The 20,797-nt window shown below is 71.9% G+C and carries 22 protein-coding genes; 9 read left to right on the top strand and 13 right to left on the bottom strand.

Annotated features, from left to right (window positions below):
• The first annotated feature begins 30 nt into the window (after positions 1 to 30).
• Positions 31 to 510, top strand: coding sequence for a MarR family winged helix-turn-helix transcriptional regulator (locus BR70_RS21560; RefSeq protein WP_155896918.1), 480 nt, complete (start codon positions 31 to 33; stop codon positions 508 to 510).
• Here the strand turns inward: BR70_RS21560 and BR70_RS21555 are convergent.
• The 4 genes from BR70_RS21555 to BR70_RS0117045 are packed head-to-tail and all read right to left on the bottom strand — an operon-like array spanning position 507 to position 3,535.
• Positions 507 to 1,214 (bottom strand): anti-sigma factor, encoded by a 708-nt coding sequence (locus BR70_RS21555; RefSeq protein WP_035809335.1) that lies wholly within the window; start codon positions 1,212 to 1,214, stop codon positions 507 to 509. The two genes, BR70_RS21560 and BR70_RS21555, sit on opposite strands and share 4 nt — an antisense overlap.
• Complete coding sequence (locus BR70_RS0117055; protein WP_027467042.1) at positions 1,211 to 1,726, bottom strand: sigma-70 family RNA polymerase sigma factor; 516 nt, start codon at positions 1,724 to 1,726, stop codon at positions 1,211 to 1,213. The genes BR70_RS21555 and BR70_RS0117055 overlap by 4 nt, the downstream gene beginning before the upstream one ends.
• Positions 1,723 to 2,412 carry a YceI family protein gene (locus BR70_RS0117050; RefSeq protein ID WP_027467041.1) on the bottom strand — a complete coding sequence of 230 codons (690 nt, stop codon included), beginning with the start codon at positions 2,410 to 2,412 and terminating at the stop codon, positions 1,723 to 1,725. Before BR70_RS0117050 ends, BR70_RS0117055 begins: the two co-directional genes overlap by 4 nt.
• A gap of 43 nt (positions 2,413 to 2,455) precedes the next feature.
• On the bottom strand, positions 2,456 to 3,535 hold the full coding sequence (locus BR70_RS0117045; RefSeq protein WP_027467040.1) for a TerC family protein: 1,080 nt from the start codon (positions 3,533 to 3,535) through the stop codon (positions 2,456 to 2,458).
• A gap of 163 nt (positions 3,536 to 3,698) precedes the next feature.
• Between BR70_RS0117045 and BR70_RS0117040 the strand changes: the two genes are divergently transcribed.
• Positions 3,699 to 4,370 (top strand): HAD family hydrolase, encoded by a 672-nt coding sequence (locus BR70_RS0117040; protein ID WP_027467039.1) that lies wholly within the window; start codon positions 3,699 to 3,701, stop codon positions 4,368 to 4,370.
• On the opposite strand, the gene BR70_RS0117035 is transcribed toward BR70_RS0117040, so the two are convergent.
• Together BR70_RS0117035 and BR70_RS0117030 are read right to left on the bottom strand one after the other, a co-directional pair.
• On the bottom strand, positions 4,359 to 4,886 hold the full coding sequence (locus BR70_RS0117035) for an AAA family ATPase (protein WP_027467038.1): 528 nt from the start codon (positions 4,884 to 4,886) through the stop codon (positions 4,359 to 4,361). The genes BR70_RS0117040 and BR70_RS0117035 overlap by 12 nt on opposite strands.
• 87 nt (positions 4,887 to 4,973) lie before the next feature.
• Complete coding sequence (locus BR70_RS0117030; RefSeq protein WP_027467037.1) at positions 4,974 to 6,338, bottom strand: hypothetical protein; 1,365 nt, start codon at positions 6,336 to 6,338, stop codon at positions 4,974 to 4,976.
• A gap of 99 nt (positions 6,339 to 6,437) precedes the next feature.
• Here BR70_RS0117030 and BR70_RS0117025 point away from each other — a divergent pair, with 99 nt between their 5' ends.
• The gene (locus tag BR70_RS0117025) at positions 6,438 to 7,295 is read left to right on the top strand and encodes an NAD-dependent epimerase/dehydratase family protein (RefSeq protein WP_027467036.1); all 858 of its coding nucleotides are present in this window, start codon (positions 6,438 to 6,440) and stop codon (positions 7,293 to 7,295) included.
• A 105-nt stretch (positions 7,296 to 7,400) separates the two neighbouring features.
• Here the strand turns inward: BR70_RS0117025 and BR70_RS0117020 are convergent, their stop codons facing one another.
• A complete protein-coding gene (locus BR70_RS0117020; RefSeq protein ID WP_027467035.1) occupies positions 7,401 to 8,369 on the bottom strand; it encodes a DNA-3-methyladenine glycosylase family protein in 969 nt (322 codons plus the stop codon).
• Between the two features lie 74 nt (positions 8,370 to 8,443).
• On the opposite strand from BR70_RS0117020, the gene BR70_RS0117015 reads away from it, so the two are divergent.
• The 6 genes from BR70_RS0117015 to BR70_RS23660 all read left to right on the top strand — a co-directional run bounded on the left by BR70_RS0117015 (position 8,444) and on the right by BR70_RS23660 (position 14,439).
• Complete coding sequence (locus tag BR70_RS0117015; RefSeq protein WP_027467034.1) at positions 8,444 to 9,472, top strand: 6-phosphofructokinase; 1,029 nt, start codon at positions 8,444 to 8,446, stop codon at positions 9,470 to 9,472.
• Between the two features lie 330 nt (positions 9,473 to 9,802).
• The gene (locus BR70_RS0117010) at positions 9,803 to 10,780 is read left to right on the top strand and encodes an MDR family oxidoreductase (RefSeq protein WP_027467033.1); all 978 of its coding nucleotides are present in this window, start codon (positions 9,803 to 9,805) and stop codon (positions 10,778 to 10,780) included.
• Between the two features lie 92 nt (positions 10,781 to 10,872).
• Positions 10,873 to 11,541 (top strand): GntR family transcriptional regulator, encoded by a 669-nt coding sequence (locus BR70_RS22615; protein WP_051597052.1) that lies wholly within the window; start codon positions 10,873 to 10,875, stop codon positions 11,539 to 11,541.
• Between the two features lie 3 nt (positions 11,542 to 11,544).
• Positions 11,545 to 12,867 (top strand): GntR family transcriptional regulator, encoded by a 1,323-nt coding sequence (locus BR70_RS0117000; protein ID WP_027467032.1) that lies wholly within the window; start codon positions 11,545 to 11,547, stop codon positions 12,865 to 12,867.
• Positions 12,864 to 13,661 (top strand): ABC transporter ATP-binding protein, encoded by a 798-nt coding sequence (locus BR70_RS0116995; protein WP_027467031.1) that lies wholly within the window; start codon positions 12,864 to 12,866, stop codon positions 13,659 to 13,661. Before BR70_RS0117000 ends, BR70_RS0116995 begins: the two co-directional genes overlap by 4 nt.
• 100 nt (positions 13,662 to 13,761) lie before the next feature.
• Complete coding sequence (locus BR70_RS23660) at positions 13,762 to 14,439, top strand: hypothetical protein (RefSeq protein WP_051597051.1); 678 nt, start codon at positions 13,762 to 13,764, stop codon at positions 14,437 to 14,439.
• A gap of 48 nt (positions 14,440 to 14,487) precedes the next feature.
• Here BR70_RS23660 and hemL read toward each other — a convergent pair whose 3' ends face one another.
• The 6 genes from hemL to hemQ form a co-directional block, all read right to left on the bottom strand.
• Positions 14,488 to 15,819 carry a glutamate-1-semialdehyde 2,1-aminomutase gene (hemL, locus tag BR70_RS0116980; RefSeq protein WP_027467030.1) on the bottom strand — a complete coding sequence of 444 codons (1,332 nt, stop codon included), beginning with the start codon at positions 15,817 to 15,819 and terminating at the stop codon, positions 14,488 to 14,490.
• Entirely contained in the window at positions 15,816 to 16,871 is a 1,056-nt protein-coding gene (gene hemB / locus BR70_RS21535; protein WP_258372698.1) for a porphobilinogen synthase, read from the bottom strand. Before hemB ends, hemL begins: the two co-directional genes overlap by 4 nt.
• The gene (locus BR70_RS21530; RefSeq protein WP_269319961.1) at positions 16,868 to 17,449 is read right to left on the bottom strand and encodes a uroporphyrinogen-III synthase; all 582 of its coding nucleotides are present in this window, start codon (positions 17,447 to 17,449) and stop codon (positions 16,868 to 16,870) included. The genes hemB and BR70_RS21530 overlap by 4 nt, the downstream gene beginning before the upstream one ends.
• A 258-nt stretch (positions 17,450 to 17,707) precedes the next feature.
• Positions 17,708 to 18,760, bottom strand: coding sequence for a hydroxymethylbilane synthase (gene hemC, locus BR70_RS0116965; RefSeq protein ID WP_231495722.1), 1,053 nt, complete (start codon positions 18,758 to 18,760; stop codon positions 17,708 to 17,710).
• Positions 18,757 to 19,989, bottom strand: coding sequence for a ferrochelatase (locus BR70_RS0116960; RefSeq protein WP_027467028.1), 1,233 nt, complete (start codon positions 19,987 to 19,989; stop codon positions 18,757 to 18,759). The genes hemC and BR70_RS0116960 overlap by 4 nt, the downstream gene beginning before the upstream one ends.
• Positions 19,986 to 20,753, bottom strand: coding sequence for a hydrogen peroxide-dependent heme synthase (gene hemQ, locus BR70_RS0116955; RefSeq protein WP_231495721.1), 768 nt, complete (start codon positions 20,751 to 20,753; stop codon positions 19,986 to 19,988). Before hemQ ends, BR70_RS0116960 begins: the two co-directional genes overlap by 4 nt.
• Positions 20,754 to 20,797: the final 44 nt, after the last annotated feature.

Below are 20,797 nucleotides of genomic sequence, written 5' to 3'. Positions count from 1 at the left end.
ACCGTCCGCCCGGTGGATACGCTGGTCGGCATGTCGACGGAGGGCAACGGTGGCCACGACTGGGTCACCTGGGACGCGTACCACGACGCCTGGCGACGACTCGACCGGGCGCTCGACCGAGCCGTCCAGGCGGGCGCCGGCATCTCCGTCCCCGAGTTCGAGATCCTGATCGGCCTGCACCGCGACCCCGACCACCGTCTGCGCGTCCGGGACATCGCCGCGGGGATCGGCTGGGAGAAGTCGCGCGTCAGCCACCAGGTCACGCGGATGGTCTCCCGCGGCCTGGTCGAGCGGGCGGACTGCCCGAGCGACGCCCGCGGCAGCTGGGTGGTGATGACCGCGGACGGCCGTCGCGCGGTGCTCGCCGGCATCCGCGCACACACCGGCGCGCTCGAGGACCTGTTCTGGAGGCCCGTGGGGACCGACGCCGAGACGCTGCGGTCCGTCAGTGCGCGCGTCCAGGACGCCATCGGCCCCGACGACGCCTCGGACGAGGCCGACGTCGGCTAGAGCGTGACGACGGCGAGCGCGCCGCGCTCACCGCGCAGCCGGACCTGCACGCTCTCGATCTCGTCCCGCGGGATGTCCGTCGACGCCGACAGCCCTCGTGCGTCCGCGCCGGCAGCAGTCCACGACCCCACGGTCTGCGTCGTGCCGTCGGTCCGGACGACCACCAGGTCGTAGAGGATCGACCCGTCCGGCGACCACTCCTTGCCGCCGTACGAGCACCCCCAGTCGAAGCGGGTGCCCCACTGCTCGCCGCTGATGGCGAGCTGGACGTCGAGTCCCTGCACCCCGGTCATGTCGTAGCGGTCGGCGGTGGCAGCTGCCGTCGGAGCGGCACCGGCCTGCACCGTGGTGCGCTCCCCCGCGGCACCGACCGCGAGCCCGCCCAGGACGGCGGCGACCACCGCGAGCCCCGCGGTGGCGGCGACCCAGACCCGGCGACGGCGGCGACGGTGTCGGACGCGGTGCGCGACGGAGGCGAGGTCGCTCTCGGAACGGGTGTCGGGCCTCCCGTCCGGTTCTGCGATCTCGATCGCCTGGTCGGCCGGCAGCTTGCCGAGCAGCCCCGGCAGACCGACCAGCTCGGCGACGGCGGCCGCACAGCGGTCGCACGTCTCGAGGTGCCGCTCGTACTCCAGTCGTTCACCGGCCGGGAGCGACCCCAGGACGTACGCCGCATCCCACTCCGCGTACTTGTCGTCGCTCATCGGGTCACTCCTCGTTCCTGCAGTGCGAGCCGGAGGGCTCGCAGCCCGTAGTGCAACCGCGACTTGGCGGTGCCCTCCGGGATGTCGTGTCGCCGCGCGATCTCCGGCACCGTGTGGCCGAGCCAGTACGCGTCCACCACCACGCGGCGGTGGTCCGGGGTCAGCGACGCGAGTGCGTCGGCGACCACGATCCGGTCCAGCACGGCGTCCGTGCTGTCCGACTCGAACCGTTCGACCTGGTGCTCGGTGCCGTGCTCGCGGCGGTTGCGCGCCGACCGCGCGTCGTCGACCACCAGGTTGCGCGCCACCGTGAACAGCCACGCGCGTGCGCTGTCGGGTGCCCGTTCGAGCACGGCCGGACGCTGCCAGGCGCGGACCATCGTCTCCTGCACGACGTCCTCGACCGTCGAGCCGTCCCGCGTGAGGTGCCGGACGTACCGCGTGAGCGCGTCACCGTGCTCGCGGTACAGCGTCGCGAGCAGCTCGTCCGCGGAACGACTCGTCACGGTCACTTCCCGAGGTCGAGGGAGAACTCGACGGAGCCCTTCCCGTCCACGGTGACGAAGCCGAGCGAGGGGGCCTTCACGCCGTAGTCGGCGAAGGTGATCGGCACGGTGCCGGCGACCTGGACGGTCCCGCCCTTGCCGACCGCGACCTGCGCGTCGGCCGTGACCGGCTTCTCGACGCCGTGCAGGTCCATCGTGCCGGTCAGGGTGACGTCCTGCGTGGAGCCGTCGAGCGCCTTCGTGACGTCGACGGGCTTCGTCAGCTCGAACGTGGCAGTGGGGTACTTGTCGGTCTGCAGCGCGGTGGAGCGGAAGTACTCGTCGCGGGCCGCTTCGGGGGTGCTGATCTTGCCGACCTGGACGGTGACGGTCGCCTTGGTGAGGGAGCCGCCGTCGACGACGGCGGTGCCCTTGACGTCCTTCGTGCGACCGACCACGTTCACATCATTCCCCTGCAGGACCTCGTGCACCCGGTACCCGGCGTACGAGCTGCTCGTGCTGGTCCAGGTGCCGTCGGCGTCCTTCGCGTCGAGGGTGCCGGACGAGGACGCCGACAGCGAGGGTGCTGCGGCGGCCTGGCCGTTGACGGTGTTCGCGTAGATGACCGGGCCGGCGATGACGGCTGCTGCCGCCACGACGACGACGCCGGCGGAGATCCCGATGATGACCTTGGTGCGTTTGCGGAGTGCCATACCCTGAACGACGAGGCAGCAGGGCAGATCGTTCAAACGGGTTTCAGTCGGAGGTGCGGGCCCGGTCCTGGTCGGCTCGGTCCTGGTCGGCTCGGTCCTGGTCCGCCCGGTCGTCGTCCGCGGCTGTGTCGTCCGCGGTCACGGCGTCGGCGGCCGGGGTCTCGCCGCGCATCCGGACGAGGCTCGCCAGCGTCGACACGGCCATCGCGGCGACGATCACCAGCAGGGACACCCACGTGTTGATCTCCGGCGCCCACTCGATGTGGTGGCCGCCGTTCAGGAACGGCAGCTCGTTGTCGTGCAGCGCGTGCAGGACGAGCTTCACGCCGATGAAGGCCAGGATCACGGCGATGCCGTACTTCAGGTAGACCAGACGCTCGAGCAGTCCGCCCAGCAGGAAGTAGAGCTGGCGCAGACCCATCAGCGCGAAGACGTTCGCGGTGAACACGATGAAGGGGCTCTCGGTGATGCCGAAGATCGCCGGGATCGAGTCGAGCGCGAACAGCAGGTCGGTGGTGCCGATCGCGATGAGCACGATGAGCAGCGGCGTGAAGTGCCGGACACCGTCGTGGTGGGTGCGGAACTTCATGCCGTCGTACGTGTCGGTGAGACGGACCCGACGGCGGAGCAGCCGGACGATGAAGGTGTCCTTCTGCTCGTCCTCGTCCTCGCCGCGGAGCTGCTGGATCGCCGTCCAGATCAGCCAGGCACCGAAGATGTAGAAGATCCACGAGAAGTTCTCGATGAGCTGCGCGCCGACCAGGATGAAGATCCCGCGGAGCACGAGCGCGATGATGATGCCGAGCAGCAGCACCTCCTGCTGGATCTTCTTCGGCACCGAGAAGCGCGCCATGATGATGACGAACACGAACAGGTTGTCGATGCTCAGGCTGTACTCGGTCAACCAGCCCGCCAGGAACTGCCCGGCGGAGTCGCCACCGGCGAAGACCAGCATGAGCACCGCGAAGATCAGTGCGAGCCCGACGTAGATGCCCACCCAGATGCCGGATTCGCGCAGCGTCGGCACGTGCGGGCGACGCGCGACGATGAGCAGGTCGGCGAGCAGGATCGCGACCAGGGCGATCATCGAGCCGACTTCGAACACGACGGGGAGCTCGGGCATGCGGAGCCTTCCTTGCTGGTGGTGGGGCGGGCGGCTTCGTGAGCGACCCGCACCAGTCTCCGGCATGATCCGGGCGGTGGCGAACCCCGGGGCTGCGTGCGGCGGACAGAGCCGTGCAGCTCCCGGCCGTTCCCGCTGGTCGAACGGGCCGTAGCCTGGGCGCGTGCCGACTCCGCGAGCGATCTGCTTCGATCTGGACGGGACGCTGTTCGACCACCGCGGGTCCGCTCGCGTGGGCGTGACCCGGTTCCTCCAGGGTTTGGGCGTCGAGGTCACGGAGGCAGCGATCGGCACCTGGTTCACCGCCGAGGACGAGCAGTTCGAGCGCTGGCGATCAGGGGTGATCGGCTTCCAGGATCAGCGACGCGCACGGCTCCGCACGGTCCTGCCGCAACTGGGCGTCGCGGTCCCCGGGGACGATGCCGGCCTGGACGCCGTGTTCGACGACTACCTGCACGCGTACCGCGAGGCCTGGCGGCTCTTCCCCGAGAGCCTGCCGCTGCTCCACGAGCTGCGCGCAAACGGACACCGCCTCGGTCTCTTGACGAACGGCACGGAGAGCCAGCAGGTCGACAAGCTCGCTCGGACCGGCCTGGCCGACGCGTTCGACGTCGTCTGCGTCTCGGAACGCATCGGGTTCCAGAAGCCGGACGTCCGCGCCTTCCACGCCCTGGCAACACAGCTCGACGTCGACCCGGCGGACTGTCTCTTCGTGGGTGACGACCCCGAGCGCGACGTGGCCGGTGCCCGGGCAGCCGGGATGCTGGCGGTGCTGGTCGACCACGCGCAGCCGGAGGCCCCTGGTCTCCGGGCGCTCGTGCTGTCAGCGCTCTGACGTCACCGCGTCCGCGACGGCCCGGGCGACCTCGGTGGCGGGAGCCTCGGTCGCGTCGATGACCTCGGCCTCGGCGTGCAGCCAGCCGCGCGCCGCCTCGGCGTAGGCGTCGACGTACGCGAACCGGAACGTCGACGGCCCCACGATCTGATCGTTCTGGATCCGGTCGCGGAGCGTCGACTCGTCGACGTGCAGCACGAAGTGCCGGATCGGTATCCCGTGGTCCGCGAGCCCCGCGGCGATCTCACGCCAGTACGCCTCGACCAGGACCGTCATCGGCATGATGAGCGGCCCGCCCACGTAGTCGTGCACCCGACGAGCGGTCTCGACCACGAGCGGCCGCCACGGGTCCCAGTGCTGGAAGTTGTCGTTGGCCGGCAGCCCCGGTGTGACGTCCATCAGCACCTCGCCGACCTTCTCGGCGTCGAGGATCCGCGAACCGGGCAGCAGCGGCTGGAGCAGTCGGCTCGTCGTCGTCTTCCCCGCCCCGTGGGTTCCGTTCAGCCAGACGATCACACCAGGACCCTAGCCGCCGACCACCCCGTGGGGCGGTCGGCGGCTGGTCGGGCGGTCAGTCAGCGGTTCGGCCCGCCGGCAAGTCGGTCAGCGACCGCTGAGGTCGTACGGACGCACCGTCGAGTCGACCGTCGTCAGGTACCCGCCCCCGGCGAGCGCCGTCGGCAGCGTGATGGTGCGGAGCACGGAGGGCTTCGCACCGGTGGTGTCGATCTGGGTGATCTCCCCCTCGTCACCCCGCGTCACGAACACACTGCGGCCGTCGTCGGTCGCCGCGGCGAACCGCACCGAGGCCCCGGCGGCGGACTGTCCGGCGACGGGACCCTTGCGCAACGGCGTGAGCGGGACCGATGTCGTCCGGCCGGAGTAGACACCGTCGGTCTGCTTCCGCACCAGGACGAGCGAGTCCCCGGTGCCCGACGTCAGCGCGACGGCGGCGAACCGGACGGTGACGGCGACCCGGGTGAAGGACCCGGTGCCGAGGTCGACGCTGCGGATCCTGCTCGAGGACGTCGACGAGGTGGTCAGGTACGCGGGGACGGCGTTCCACGGGGTGCCCGCAGCCGCGCTGCCGGCCTGCGTGCCGACCACGGTCGTCCCGTCCGGCGCCATGCGGGGGCGGTAGCTCTGCACGCTCGGCTTCGGGTACGCGACGGACCGGGATCCCGTGAAGCCGGTCCGCGTCACCCGGACGGTCTGCACGCCGGCGGCCAGGTCGGAACCGATCACGGTCCCGGTGGCGTTCACGATCGGGCCGTGCGGGTAGGCACCGAGGGGCGTGGTCGCGACGGGGCGCGGGTGCGTCGCGCCGCGCATGATCGCGGACACGGAGTAGGCGTCGAGGCGTCCGCCCGCGGTGACGACCAGGCGCAGGGGGCTGCCGACCAGGAACGTCTCGACCTCTTCGGTGCCGCGCTTGCCCGTGGTCGCGAGTTGCACCGCCGAGGTGTCGATCTGTGCGGTGCGCTCCGTCTTCCGTCGGAGGTCGATGACGGTGACCCGCTGCCGCTCGGAGCCGTCGAAGTCGGAGCCGACCGCCAGGTGCCGGCGCGCGGTGTCGGTCGACAGCCAGCCGGCACGCTCCCAGCGCTTGTCGGCGTTCGAGATCGCGTAGTGCTGCGCGATCCGCGCGGTGCCGCGGGGGCCGATGGCGAGGACGTCGAGCTGCGGCTTCGACTCGTCCATGAACGCGATCTGCCCATGGCCGAGCTGCACGGAGCCCGCGTGGGTCCCGAACTCGATCCCGCTCAGGGTGGCGGTCCGCCTGCCCGTGACGGCGTCGTTGACGTACACGCGCTTCGCCGTCGGGTCAGCCGTGACGAGCCAGCTGTGGTGGGCGGTCCGGGTCACGGCGGGAGCGGCCGAGGCGGGGACGGCGATCGCGGTGCCGACGAGCGGGACGAGCCCGGCCAGGACGAGCGCGGGGAGGAGACGCAGGGATCGAGGGGACATGGAACTCCTGTCGAGAAGACCGGACGGTGATCATCCAGTTGAGAACCATTATCACCAAGCTCCCCGCCTTCCACCATGAGACCGTGCCAAGGTCGAGCCGTGCAGAACTCCACGACAGTCGTCATCGCCGGTTGCGGCGACCTCGGGACCGAAGCCGGCCTGCGCTTCGCCGACCTCGGTCACCACGTGATCGGGCTTCGCCGCCGTGCCGAGCTGATCCCCGCACCGATCACCGGCCGGAGCGCCGACCTGCGCCACGAGGTCCCCGAGATCCCGGCCGACACGAGCGTCGTCGTCGTGGCCTTCGCCGCCGGCAGCCGCGACGTCGACGAGTACCGCGCCACCTACGTCGACGGCCTGCGCAACGTGCTCGACGGCATCGACGCATCGGAGGCCGATCCCCGGGTGCTCGTCGTGTCCTCGACCGCCGTGTACGACGTCTCGGACGGCAGCGAGGTCACCGAGGAGACACCCGCGCGCGGTGCGACCCCGACCGCCGAGGTCCTGGTCGAGGCCGAGGTCCTGCTGCGCGAGCGCGCTCCCGGCGCCGTGCTGGTCCGGCTGTCGGGCGTCTACGGTCCGGGCCGCGAGCGGCTCATCGACCAGGTCCGGTCCGGTGCCGCACGGCTGGCGCCGGGGACCTCACCGCACACGAACCGCATCCACCGCGACGACGCCGCAGCAGCGCTCGTGCACCTGGCGGCGCTGCCGGACCCGGCACCGCTCTACCTGGGCACCGACGACGAGCCGAGTCGGCTGGACGACGTGCTGCGGTTCCTGGCCGAGGAACTCCACGTCGCCGAGCCGTCGACGGGCGACGGTGACGCGCGGCAGGCCGGCGGCGACAAGCGCCTGTCGAACGCGCTGCTCCGGTCGACGGGATGGACACCGCGGTACCCGACGTTCCGCGAGGGCTACCGCGCCGTGCTGGCGGGCGAGGGCACCCGCCACCCCTGACGCCCTGCGGGACACCGGTGTTCGCACTCCGAACACCCACGTGCCGGTGTGCAAAGCGCGAACACCGGTGTTCCGCGGACCCACACACCCGCCCGACAGACGTGCTCAGTGCCCCCGGTGGTCCTGTATCGTGATCCGCGGCCCGAACGACGGCTTCCGGAAGCCGGAGCCGCCGATCAACCGCACGACCCGCTCCCGGTGCCCGCGCCAGGGTTCGAGCAGCTCGAGCATCCCGTCGTCGTCCACGGGGGCACCGGTCAGTGCCCACCCGACGAGCGCCGGCACGTGGAAGTCCCCCACGCTCGGCGAGTCCGGGTCGCCGTGGGAGCGCTGCGCGGTCTCGGCGGCGGTCCACCGACCCACCCCGGGGATCGACCGCAGCTTGGCGGACACGACCTCGCCGCCGCGGCCGTGCACCAGGGTCCGTTCGAGTGCCGGCGCGAGCTTCACGGCGCGCATCACGGTGGCCGAGCGCCCCGGTTCGATGCCCGCCCGGTGCCACTCCCAGCTCGGGATCCGCGCCCACGTCGGAGCGTCCGGCGGCACCATCATGCCCGCGGGTGCCGGACCGGGCGCCGGGGTGCCGTGCCGACGGAGCAGGTACCGCCACGCGCCCCACGCCTGGCGCGAGGTCACCTTCTGCTCCATGATCGCCGGCACGAGCATCGCGACCACGGTGTTCGTGCGGAGCAGCCGGAGCCCGGGCTGCCGGTGTCGTGCCGCGGCGAGGAACTCGTTGCCGGAGACGTCGAACGACGACCAGTCGTCGCCGCGTCCGAGCAGATCGGGGGCGTGCTCGACCGCCCACGGGGCTCCGCTGCCCCACGCCGACACCGCGATGGTGTCGCCGGCCCGCCGGATCGCCACGGAAGCGGGACCGGAGGGCGTGCGCAGCGCGAGCCACACGACGCCGCCGACCACCTGGAAGGCCGGATCGCCGGAGCCGCGCTGCAGGGGCCGCAGGGTCGACGCGACGTCCACCGCGCCTCCAGGCCGGTACACCGTGTCGACGCGAGACGCGTCACCGGACGCACCAGCGGCGTCGACGGCGGCGGCGGAAGCGAGCAGGGACACACGGGGATGGTAATGCGGAACCACCGTCAGTCATGATGGGCACTGATCCCCACCACCCGACGACGGAGTTCACCATGCGCATCGGCATCCTCACCTCCGGAGGCGACTGCCCCGGCCTGAACGCGGTCATCCGCGCGATCGTCCTCAAGGGCATCGCCATCTACGGACACGACTTCGTCGGGTTCCGCGACGGGTGGCGCGGGGTGGTCGACGGCGACATCGTCCCGCTCGGCCGCAAGGACATCCAGGGCATCGCGAAGCAGGGCGGCACGATCCTCGGCACCAGCCGCACCAACCCGTTCGAGGGCCCCAACGGCGGGGTCGAGAACATCTCCGCGACCCTGCAGCGGCACGGGATCGACGCGATCGTCGCGATCGGCGGCGAGGGCACCCTGGCCGCCGCGAAGCGCCTGACCGACGCCGGCCTGAAGATCGTCGGCGTCCCGAAGACGGTCGACAACGACCTGGGCGCGACCGACTACACCTTCGGCTTCGACACCGCCGTCGCCATCGCGACCGAGGCCATGGACCGCCTGCGCACCACCGGTGAGTCGCACTCGCGCTGCATGGTCGCCGAGGTGATGGGTCGGCACGTGGGCTGGATCGCGCTGCACTCCGGCATGGCCGCGGGCGCGCACGCGATCCTCATCCCCGAGCAGAAGACGAGCATGGAACAGATCGCGAAGTGGGTGCGGGCCGCGTACGACCGCGGTCGCGCACCGCTCGTGGTGGTGGCCGAGGGCTTCGTCCCCGACCACGAGGACACGGCGCACACCGAGCGCGGACTCGACGCCTTCGGGCGCCCGCGACTCGGTGGCATCGGCGAGCGCCTCGCGCCCCTCATCGAGGAGATGACGGGCATCGAGACGCGGGCCACGACCCTGGGGCACATCCAGCGCGGTGGCACGCCGACCGCGTACGACCGGGTGCTGTCGACCCGGCTCGGGCTGGCGGCGATCGACTCGGTCGTCGAGGAGCGCTGGGGCCGGATGGTGGCGCTCCGGGGTACCGAGATCGAGCACGTCTCGTTCGAGGAGGCGCTCGGCGAGCTCAAGACCGTGCCGCAGGCGCGGTTCGACGAGGCCGCCATCATGTTCGGCTGAGTGGGGCGGGGTCGGGGCGGGGCTGGGCTGGGCTGGGCTGGGCTGGGCTGGGCTGGGCGGTTTCGGGCGTACCGGGTCGAATCGGGCGTACCTGGTCGGATGTTCTGACCCGGTACGCCCGAATCCACCAGGCATCGCACGCGTTCTGGGAAAGAACGGACAGGGCACGGCGCCCGCCGACTCTGCGCCGAGTCAGATCGGGCGTACCTGGTCGAATCGGGCGTACCTGGTCGGTTGTTCCGCCCCGGTACGCCCGAATCCACCAGGCATCGCACGCGTTCTGGGAAAGAACGGGCAGGCCGCCGGGAGGCCCGGGGTAGCGTCCGGCGCATGACCCGCGCCGTCCTCGTGTCCAGTACAGCCCCGCCCACCGTCACCGACGTCGACCTGCCGGATCCGGCCGAGGGCGAGGCCCTCGTCGACGTCACGTACTCGAGCGTCAACTACAAGGACGGCCTGGCCCTCGCGCGGAACCCCGGCGTCGCCCGGCTCGACCCACTCGTGCCGGGGATCGACGTCGTCGGGACGGTGTCGGGGCTCGGGCCGGGCGTGCACGAGGTCGCGATCGGTGACCGCGTGGTGTTGAACGGCGCTGGCCTGGGTGAGACCCGGCACGGGGGCTGGGCAACGCACGCCGTGGTGCCGTCCGGGTCGCTCGTCGTGCTGCCCGAGGCGATCGACGACTCGTTCGCGGCGGCCATCGGCACCGCGGGGTTCACGGCGATGCTCAGTGTGCTGGCGCTCGAGCGCTTCGTCGCACCGGACGACGGGCCGGTGCTGGTGACCGGGGCATCCGGCGGCGTCGGCACCGTGGCGATCGCACTGCTGGCGGCCCGCGGGTACCGGGTCACGGCGTCGACCGGTCGCGCCGCCAACACGGACTCGCTCCGCCGACTCGGGGCAACCGAGGTGATCGACCGCGGCACCCTGTCCGAGCCGGGCAAGCCGATGCAGCGCGCCACCTGGGCCGGAGCGGCGGACAGCGTCGGCGGGGCCACGCTTGCGAACGTCCTGGCCTCGATCCGGTGGGGCGGTGCGGTGAGCGCGTGCGGGCTGGCGCAGGACGCAGCGCTGCCGACGACCGTGCTGCCGTTCATCCTGCGGTCGGTCTCGCTGCTCGGGATCAACTCCGTCGATGCCCCGCTCGAGCTCCGACGTCGAGCGTGGGACCGGCTCGCGACCGACCTCGACGCGGCGCTCCTGGCCGACGTCACCCGCACGGTCACGCCCGAGCAGGCCATCGCGGTGGGAGCCGAGGTCGTCGCAGGCCGTGTGCACGGCCGGACGGTCGTCGCCGTGGCGGGCTGATCCGGAAAGCTTCTCCAGCGGTTGATTTAGCAAACGTTTGCATATTGGCACGCTAGGATTTCGAGTGTCGATTTCGTCCTCGAGGAGATGACATGCCGGTCCCCAAGTCCACCGTGGAGAGTTCTCCCCGGAAGCTCCTGCGCGACGTCGTCTACGACAAGATGCTCGCGGCCCTGCGCGACGGCACACTGCAGCACGGCGAGCGCCTGAACGACGACGAGCTGGTCCAGTGGCTGGGTGTGAGTCGCACCCCGATCCGCGAGGCGATCGCGAAGCTCGTCGACATCGGCCTGGTCGAGATGGAGGCAAACCGGTACACCCGCGTCGCCACCCCGACGTTCGAGGACTGGGTCATCGCGACCCGCGCGACCGCCGGGTTCTTCGAGCTCAGCCTGCGCTGGGGCGTCCCCGAGTACAGCGACGAGGACGTCGAAGCCCTCACCGACCTGCTCGACAAGGCCGACCGCATGCGCAAGGTGCGGGACTACGGCTTCAGCGGCGCCCTCACCGAGATCATCGAGTTCGCCGTCGAGCACTCCGGCAACCCCCTGGTGCAGAACGCGGCCGTCGGCGCCATGGAGCGGGTCCGCTTCACGCTCAACCCCACGCCGGCGTTCGAGCAGTACGGGTCCGAGGCGTTCTTCTCGATCCTGCGTGAAGCGCTCACCGAGCGCGACGGCGAAGGCGCTGCCGAGGCCGGACGAGCCCTCACCCGCAACTTCGAACAGCACATCGAGGCGGTCCGCGCCGACCGCGGCTGACCCATGGTCGTCGGCGAGTGGGGTGACGCCGACCCGTGGGCGGCGTCGAACGACGACGCGTACGAGGCGCTGCTCGCCCATGTCCGCGCCGGGCCCCGCGGACCCGTCGCCGTCGACCTCGACGCGATGCGCTGGGCATGGGCCGTCCCGCGCGGCCACGTGCGGGGTGCGGCCGCACGTCTGGAGGACCTGGGGCTACTGACCCGACGTCCGGACGACACGTGGCTGTACGAGGAACTGTCCGACGCCGACCTGTCGGATGCGCTCGACGACTGGATCGCGTTGATCGGCCCGGCGCTCCGGACCACGATCCCGACGCTCACCGCCGAGCAGCGCGGCGAGTACGAGCGCTTGGTCGCACGTGCCGCACTGACCGCGGCCCTGCGGCTGCCGGAGCGCCCCACGGCTTTCTCCGCCACCTGCCAGTTCTGGTTCGACCACTGCCCGAACGCCCTGGTCCGCGACCTCGGCCATCGGGCGTTCGAGCGGTTGCGCTGGGCCCGCGTGCCGACCCGGGCTTGGTCGGTCCACGACGTCGACGCCTGGTTCACCACGTCCACCCGGGCGCTGGACACCGGCGACCCGGCCGACGCCACCGCGGCAGCCGAGGTACTGGACGAACTGTTCGACGTCCACCGCCGGAACATCGGGGTCCCCCGGACCAGTCGACCGGCCGACGACGCCTCCGAACGGCGCGCGGGTGCCGTGCACCGCGCGCTCCTCCGCGACGTGCGTTCGGGTTCGCTGCCAGCGGGCTCGACGCACTCGCTCGAGGGCCTGGTGGTCCGGACAGGAGCCCCGCCCCAGGCGGTGCTCGAAGCGGTCCGGTGGCTGCACGACCTCGGCCTGGTCGAGGGCGGCGGCGGTGGGTACCGTGTCGTCGAGCCGTCGCTCACCACCTGGCGCGACACGATGGAGCTGATCAGCGGGGTGTTCGCCCACGCGACCGTCCGCGTCCTGCCCGGCCTCGACGGTCCGGCGCTCGACGAGTTCCACCGGCTGGTGGAACGCGCCCGCGCCGACGGCCAGGTCCGCGACCACCGCTACACCGAGAGCGCCTTCGCCGTCACCCGGTTCCTGTCCGAGCAGTCCGGCAACCGCTGGACGCGTGCGGCGCTGCGCCTCGTGATGTCCAGGCTCGCGTACGCACTGCCCGAGGCTCCGGCGTTCCGGCAGTGGGACGCGGAGGCACTCTGGCTCTCGCTCGACGCCACCGCCGGCAGCGGTGCCGTCGGGACCGCTCGGCTCGCAGCTCGCTTGTTCGTCGACGTCGCACGGGCGCACGTGGACGACGTCACGGCGCGGTGGGGCACGATGGGGTCATGACCGACGCGCACGACGACGTCCTGATCCACGCCACCGGGGTCCGCGTCACGCGCTCCGGCCGCGACCTGCTGCACGACGTCGACCTGACCGTCCGGCGCGGGGAGCACTGGGCGCTGCTCGGACCGAACGGTGCCGGGAAGTCCACGCTGCTCGCCGTCCTCGGCGCGACCGGACACCCCACCGCCGGCACGGTCGAGGTCCTGGGCCGCCGCCTCGGACGCGTCGACGTCCGCGAACTCCGGGAGCACATCGGCCACGTCGATCCTCGGCACCGGATGCTGTCGCCGCTCACGGTGCTCGAGACGGTGCTCACCGGGCTGACCGGCACGACGGACCTCATGATGCGGTGGGAGCCCTCGGCTGAGCAGGTCGCGCTGGCCGAGCAGCACATCGCCGACGTCGGACTCAGCGCACGACGGGACGCCCGCTGGCCGGTGCTGTCGCAGGGCGAGCGGGGACGCGCCCTCATCGCCCGTGCCCTGATGTCCGAACCCCAGCTGCTGCTGCTCGACGAGCCGGCGACCGGCCTCGACGTCGCCGCACGGGAGCACCTGCTCGAGACCGTCGACACGCTGCGGCACCGGCACCCCGAGCTGGGCAGCGTCATGGTGACCCACCACCTGGAGGACCTGCCGGCCTCGACGTCGCACGCGATGCTGCTCCGTGACGGCGCCGTCGTTGCCCAGGGCACCTCGGACGAGGTCATCACGTCGTCGGCGGTGTCGCACGCGTTCGACTTCCCGCTCGCGATCCTGCGGTCGGAAGGGCGCTGGGCGGCACGCCGATCCGCCTGACGCGTGCTTGAATGGCCGTTCAGTGTCCGCGGCCCGTGTCGGGGAGGGACCCCGGCACCGCACCACGGTGTCACGCCGCGGACCGTCACCAGGGGGAACCATGACGAACACGCCGCCGCCCTACCCGGGGTCCGAGCCGCAGCCGAACGACGGGCAGCCGAACACGGGCCAGCCGACCGGCCAGCAGTACCCGCAGCAGCCCGCCGGCCAGCCCCAGCAGCAGCCCGCCGGCCAGCCGTACGCGCAGCAGCAGCAGCCCGCCGGCCAGCCGTACGCGCAGCAGCAGCAGCCGCCCGCCGGCCAGCCCTACCAGGCCCCGGCCGGAGCCGCTCCCTACGCACCCCCGCCCAAGTCGTCGTCCCGCGGCAAGCGCGTCCTGATCTCGGTGCTCGGCGTCGTCGTCGCCGTGGTGGTGGCGTTCCTCGTCCGTCAGGGCCTCAACGCGGCCTTCAGCGACTCCACGGAAGAGAAGGTCTCGAAGGCCGTCGAGCAGATCCGCGAGCAGAGCGACCTGCCCAAGCAGGTCGACTCCGTCACGACGTGGACCGGGATCGAGGCCGAGGGCGCAGCGATCCACTACGACTACACGGTGTCGGCGAACGTCGACCCGGCCTCGATCACCGAGGGGGCCATCCGCGACGCCGTCGGGCCGAACCTCTGCTCGAACAGCGAGACGAAGAAGCTCCTCGACGAGGACGTCGACATGCGGTACACCTACAAGTTCGAGGGCTCGTCGAAGACCGTCGACACGACCTTCACGAAGGCCGACTGCTCCTGAGCCCCGACGCCCGTCACGCGGTCGCGGCGGCAGCAGCCTCCGCGCCCGTCACGCGGTCGCGGCGGCAGCAGCCCTCGCGGCCGCGGGCAGGGCGTCGAGGATCCGTCCGACCGCGCGGTCGTCGTGCGCGGCCGTGACGAACCACGCCTCGAAGACGCTCGGCGGCAGGGTCACCCCGGCGTCGAGCATCGCGTGGAAGAACGGCGCGTAGCGGAACACGTCCTGCGCCCGCACGTCGTCGTAGTTCCGCGGCGCCTGCTCGGTGAACGCGAACGAGAACAGGTTGCCGGCGCGCTGCACGGTGTGGGCGACGCCCTCGGCAGACAGGGCGTCCGACGTGGCCGCGGAGATGACCGCAGCCGTGCGATTGAGCGACTCGTACACGGACGGCGTCGCGGCCCGCAGCGTGGCGATGCCGGCGGCGACGGCCAACGGGTTCCCCGACAGGGTTCCCGCCTGGTACACCGGCCCGAGCGGGGCGAGGAAGTCCATGACCTCGCGCCGACCGCCGAGTGCGGCGAGGGGCATACCACCGCCGATGACCTTGCCGAACGTGATGAGGTCGGGCTTCCACCCGGCACCGTCCGGCACGACCTTCGACGCCTCGAGGCCCCACCAGCCGGCCGCTCCGACGCGGAACCCGGTCAGGACCTCGTCGACGATGAGCAGCGCCCCGTGCGACCGGGTGATCTGCGCCAGGGCACGGTTGAAGCCGCGCTCCGGTGCCAGGACGCCCATGTTCGCCGCGGCGGACTCGACGATGACGGCGGCGATGCGCTCGGAGTGCTCGTCGAAGGCCCGGCGGACGGCATCGAGGTCGTTGTACGGCAGCACGAGGGTCTGCGCGGCGGTCTCGGCGGTGATGCCCGCACTGCCCGGCATGGCCAGGGTCGCGACGCCGGAGCCGGCCTCGGCCAGCAGGGAGTCCGAGTGCCCGTGGTAGTGCCCGGCGAACTTCACGAGCAGGTCGCGACCGGTGTAGCCGCGGGCCAGCCGGATCGCCGTCATCGTGGCTTCGGTGCCGGTCGACACCATCCGGAGCTTCTCGATGGGGCCGTCGCCGTCCACCGACACCCGCTGCTTCACGAGTTCGGCAAGCTCGGTCTCACCGGGGGTCGACGCCCCGAACGACAGCCCGCGCGCGGCGGCCTGCTGCACGGCCTCGACCGTGCCGGGGTGCGCGTGCCCGAGGATCGCGGGGCCCCACGACGCGACGAGGTCGACGTACTCGCGACCCTCGGCGTCGGTGACGTAGGCGCCCTTCGCGGACACCAGGAACCGCGGGGTGCCACCGACCGACCCGTAGGCGCGGACCGGGGAGTTCACACCACCCGGGATCGCGTTCTTGGCACGGCCGAACAGCTGGTCGTTCGTGGTCATTCGGGGGCCTTCCCGGTCGAGGCGATGCCGGCGACGTCCGCGGTGCTGCCCGAGGTGCGGAGGCCCGCTTCCTCGTTGAGCTTCCGCGCGATGTCGACGGCGAAGTAGGTCAGGATCGCGTCGGCACCGGCGCGCTTGATGCCGACGAGCGACTCCATCGCGGCGGCGTCGCGGTCGATCCACCCGTTCTGCGCTGCTGCGGTGATCATCGCGTACTCGCCGGAGATCTGGTACGCCCAGACCGGGACCGGCGAGGTGGCCGCGGTCTCGGCGAGCACGTCGAGGTAGCTCATCGCGGGCTTCACCATCACGATGTCGGCGCCCTCGTCGACGTCGAGCTCGACCTCGCGGAGCCCCTGCCGACCGTTCGCGGCGTCGATCTGGTACGTGCGGCGGTCGCCGACGAGCGACGACGACACGGCCTCGCGGAAGGGTCCGTAGAACGCCGAGGCGTACTTGGCGGCGTAGGCGAGCAGCGCGGTGCCGCTGTGCCCGGCGCCGTCGAGGGCGTCACGTGCGGCGGCGATCTGGCCGTCCATCATGCCGCTCATGCAGACGAGCTCGGCACCGGCTTCGGCCTGCGCGACCGCCATGTCGCGGTAGCGCAGCAGGGTGGCGTCGTTGTCGACGGAGCCGTCGGCTGCCAGCACACCGCAGTGTCCGTGGTCGGTGAACTCGTCGAGGCACAGGTCGGACTGCACCACGAGGGCATCCCCCACCTCCTCGCGAGCGACGCGGATCGCCACGTTGAGGATGCCGTCCGGGTCGGTCGCGCCGGAGCCCTCGGCGTCCTTCGTGGTCGGCACGCCGAACAGGTTCACGCCACCCACACCGACCGACGCGGCGTCGACCAGCGCGCGGCGGAACGAGTCGAGGGAGTGCTGCTGCACCCCCGGCATGCTCGAGATGTCCACGGCGTCGGTCGCGCCTTCGCGGATGAACATCGGCAGCACGAGCTCGGCCGGGTGGAGCCGGGTCTCGGCCACGAGTCGTCGCATCGCGGGGGTGGCGCGGAGCCGACGGGGGCGGACCTGGGGGAAGCGTCCAGTCACGGGTGACCTTCCTGGTGGGGGGTGGTTGGGTTCAGTGCCTCGACGACGGCGTCGAGCAGGGCTTCTGCGGACCGGGTGCGTCCGACGGCGTGCACGGGCAGTCCGGCCGCACGGGCGTCGGTCGCGGTCCCGGGGCCGATGCAGGCCACGATGGTGCGGGGGTCGAGCGGGGTCATCCGGCGGGCGATCTCGCGGGCGACGCTGCCGCTCGTCACGAGCACCGCAGCGGGCGCCGTCTCGAGGGTGATCGGCTCGTCGCCGGTCCCCACGGTACGGTACGCGACCACGTCGTCCACGTCGATGCCGCGGGCACGGAGGCCGTCGACGAGCGTCGGTGCCGCGATCTCGGAGCGGGGGAACAGCACGGTGCCGTCGGTGTCCGGCAACTCCTGCACCAGGCCGGCTGCGGACGTCTCGGTCGGCACCAGGTCGACGACCCAGCCCGCAGCGCGCGCGGCACGGGCGGTCGGCTCGCCGACCGCAGCGACGCGCACCCCGGCCGGGAGGCCCGCCACGCGTTCCGACAGGACCGTCACGGCCGTCGCACTGGTCACCACCACCCATGCGTAACCAGCCACAGGGGTTCGGTCACCGACGGAATTCGGTGATCCGTTCCTCCCGACCGCACCGGAGGCGACCAGGCGGCGGACCGCAGCGTCGAGTGCGGAGGGATCGGACGGCGGAGCGTCCGTGATGAGGGGGACGACGACGGGCGCGAGCCCTCGGGCCCGCGCCGCTTCGGCGACCCGGTCCCCCCACGCACCGCCACGCGGGACGAGGACGACCGGGGGTCGCGCCTCGTCCGTCGCGGTGGTGGAGGGTTCCGTGGTGACCGCCTACTCGGCCGGCGTCGCGAGGCCGGGACCCGCTGTGTACGGCCCGTCCGTGGTGTCCTCGGCGACGGTGGTCGCCAGGTCGGCGAGGTCGGCAGCGCCGTTCTCGAGCAGCTCGGTCGCCACGCGGCCGCCGACTGCGAGCGCCTCGTCGAGACGCTCCTGCGCCGACCCGTCGAGCACGGCCGCGTGCGACGCGGTGCGGTACTCGGTGCCGTCGGGGCGGTAGACGGTCGCGGACACGAGCAGCAGTTCGGCGTCCACGACGGCCGTCGCACCGATCGGGGCGGAGCAGCCGGCCTCGAGCTTGGCGAGGACCTCGCGCTCGGCCGTCACCGTCAGGCGGGTGGGGGCGTGCTCGATCTTGCGGAGTGCGGCGAGCAGCCCACGGTCGGTCTCGTCCGAGCGGATCTCCACCGCGAGCGCGCCCTGTCCGGGAGCACTGGGCCAGAAGCCGAGGTCGAGCAGTTCCGTGGCGGCCGAGAGGCGGTCGATGCGCCCGAGGCCGGCGGCGGCGAGCACCACGGCGTCGAGGTCGTCGTCCACCCGGCCGAGGCGGGTGTCGATGTTGCCGCGGATGTCGACCACGTCGAGGTCGGGGCGCTGCGCACGGAGCTGCGCGGCACGGCGAGGCGAACCCGTGCCGACCTTCGCACCCTCGGGCAGGGTGTCGACGGTGGCGCCGTTCCGGGCGACGAGGACGTCACGGGCGTCCGCACGCTTCGGCACGGCACCGATCGTCAGGCCCGGGTACGGCGCGGTCGGCAGGTCCTTGAGCGAGTGCACGAGCACGTCGACCTCGCCCGCGACGAGCGCTTCACGCAGGGCGCTGGCGAAGACACCGGTGCCGCCGAGCGACGCCAGGGAGGCACGGTTCGTGTCGCCCTCGCTCGTGACGGTGACGAGTTCGACGGGGCGACCGGCCGCCTTCGCCAGGCGGTCGGCGACGTCCTGCGACTGCGCGACCGCGAGCCGGCTGGCACGGGTGCCGAGCCGGATCGGGGTCGGGCCGTCGGGCCCGGTGGCGCTGGGGTCGTTCACGGTCTTGTCGGTCACGGAGCGACGCCCGCGGCGGCGGGCTTGAACCCCGCTCGCACGTTCTCGCAGCACCCCGGACGGCACACGTCGTACCAGGGGCCGATGTCGGTCATGTGCGGGCGCTCGGCCTTGGGCGTGCCGTTGACCCGCTCGAGCACCAGGTCGACGAGACCGGACACGTAGGCCGGGTCGATGCCGGGGGTCTGCGTGCGGAGCGACCAGAAGCCGAGCTCACCGGCGGTCTCGGTGGCTTCCTCGTCGAGGTCCCACATGACCTCCATGTGGTCGCTGACGAAGCCGAGCGGGACGATCAGCACGGCACGCGTCGGGCCGCCCTTGAGGTCCTCGTTCATGTAGTCGTTGATGTCGGGCTCGAGCCACGGCTGCGTCGGGGGGCCGGAGCGCGACTGGTAGACCAGCTTCCAGGCGGGCTTCGACGTGCCCTGCAGGTGGGCGTGCTCGGGCTGCTCGAGGAGCTCGGCCCAGGCCTGGTCGAGGACGACCTCGCCGACGGCCAGGTGCTGCGCCTCGTACGCGCCGTGCTCGTCGAACCCGCGGTAGTCGGGGCCCGAGCGGGCGGCGTCGGTCGAGGGGATGGAGTGCGTCGAGAAGAGCACCTGCAGCTCGGTCGCGACGTCGAGGCCCTCGTTCTCGGCGATCGCGCGGGCCATGCCGTCACGGACGCCGTCGATGAACGGGCGGACGAAGCCCGGGTGGTCGAAGAACTGGCGGATCTTGTCGATCTGGATGGTGTCGATCAGACCGGTCTCGTTGAGCACGCGGGCGTAGTCCTCGCGGTACTGCCGGCAGCTCGAGAACGACGAGTACGCGCTCGTGGCGATGGCGACGAGCTTCGTGTAGCCCTTGTCCGCCGCCTCGGTGAAGGCTTCTTCGAGGTAGGGCTCCCAGTTGCGGTTGCCCCAGAGGACCGGCATGTCGATGCCGCGCGACGCCAGCTCGGCCTCGAGCGCGGCCTTGAGCGCACGGTTCTGCGCGTTGATCGGGCTCACGCCGCCGAAGTGGCGGTAGTGGTGCGCCACCTCTTCGAGACGCTCGTCCGGGATCCCACGGCCGCGGGTGACGTTGCGCAGGAAGGGGATGACGTCGTCCTGGCCCTCGGGGCCACCGAAACCGGCGAGCAGGATCGCGTCGTAGGCGGTCGGGGTCTCGACGTGCTCGGGACCGGACGCCGCCGCGGGGGTGGCGGCGAGGACCTGGCCGTTCGTGATCATGCTGGTGTCGGTCATGACAGCACCTCCGGGAGTTCGGCGGTCGTCACGCGACGACCCGTGAAGAAGGGGACCTCTTCGCGCACGTGCATGCGCGCTTCGGTGTAGCGGAGATCGCGCATCAGGTCGACCAGGTCGACGAGGTCCGGGCTCTCGAGCGGCAGGATCCACTCGTAGTCGCTCAGGGCGAAGGTCGCGATGGTGTTCGTGAGCACGCGGCGGTACTTCGCGCCGGCGACGCCGTGGTCGCGGAGCATCTTCGAGCGCTCCTCTTCCGGCAGCAGGTACCACTCGTAGGAGCGGACGAACGGGTACACCGTGATCCACGCCTCGGGGTCCTTGCCGCGCAGGAACGCGGGGGTGTGCCGCTTGTTGAACTCGGCCTCGCGGTGCATGGCCATCACGTGCCAGACCGGCTCGGCGTCCTGGAACAGGCCGGTGCGACGGATCTCGCGCAGCACGGCTTGGATGGCCTGCGCGTCGTCGCCGTGCAACCAGACCATGACATCGGCGTCGGCGCGAAAGGCCGAGACGTCGTAGAAGCCACGGATCGTGACCCCGCGCTCGGCGGCGCTGGCGATCACGGTGTCGAGTTCGGCCACGGCGTCGTCGCCGACGCGGTGGACCGGACCGAGGGGCCGGCGGAACACTGCCCAGAGGGCGTAGGCCGTCAGCAGGTTCGGGTCGATCCCGGAGTCCGGGTGACCGGTCTCGGCGGGTTCCGTGTGGGGGTGGTCGTGCGCGGGCACGAGCCCGGTGTTCGTGGGCGCGTCGGAGCTCATGGATCCATTGTCCTATCGGTTGCCAGGGTGTTGGCCGCCCCGCC

This window comes from Curtobacterium sp. UNCCL17 (genome assembly GCF_000686685.1).
GTDB classification, from domain to species: Bacteria; Actinomycetota; Actinomycetes; order Actinomycetales; family Microbacteriaceae; genus Curtobacterium; species Curtobacterium flaccumfaciens.
Note: the sequence above shows the minus strand (reverse complement) of the source record. Positions and strands in the feature narration are given on the sequence as shown.